Here is a 296-nt window from a genome sequence, read left to right on the forward strand (position 1 = left end):
TGTTCTCGGTTTGTTAATTTAAGAAAAAATATTATCTAGTTTTCAAAGAACAAATTATTGAGCAACCCTCAGGTTGCTAATGGAGCCTAACGGGATCGAACCGATGACCTCCTGCGTGCAAAGCAGGCGCTCTCCCAGCTGAGCTAAGGCCCCATAAAAAAACATAAAAGGATGGGCCTAAATGGACTTGAACCATCGACCTCACGCTTATCAGGCGTGCGCTCTAAACCAGCTGAGCTATAGGCCCGTAACATCCTTCATGAGAGTAGACCTCTCAAAACTAAACAAAGTTTCAA

Annotated in this window: 2 tRNA genes; both read right to left on the reverse strand. The window is 43.9% G+C overall.

Annotated features, from left to right (window positions below):
- Positions 1 to 80: 80 nt before the first annotated feature.
- Positions 81 to 153, reverse strand: a tRNA-Ala gene (locus FC81_RS10150).
- Positions 154 to 172: 19 nt separating this feature from the next.
- A tRNA-Ile gene (locus FC81_RS10155) sits at positions 173 to 247 on the reverse strand.
- Between the last annotated feature and the right edge of the window lie 49 nt (positions 248 to 296).

The organism is Liquorilactobacillus capillatus DSM 19910 (assembly GCF_001434915.1).
GTDB classification, from domain to species: Bacteria; Bacillota; Bacilli; order Lactobacillales; family Lactobacillaceae; genus Liquorilactobacillus; species Liquorilactobacillus capillatus.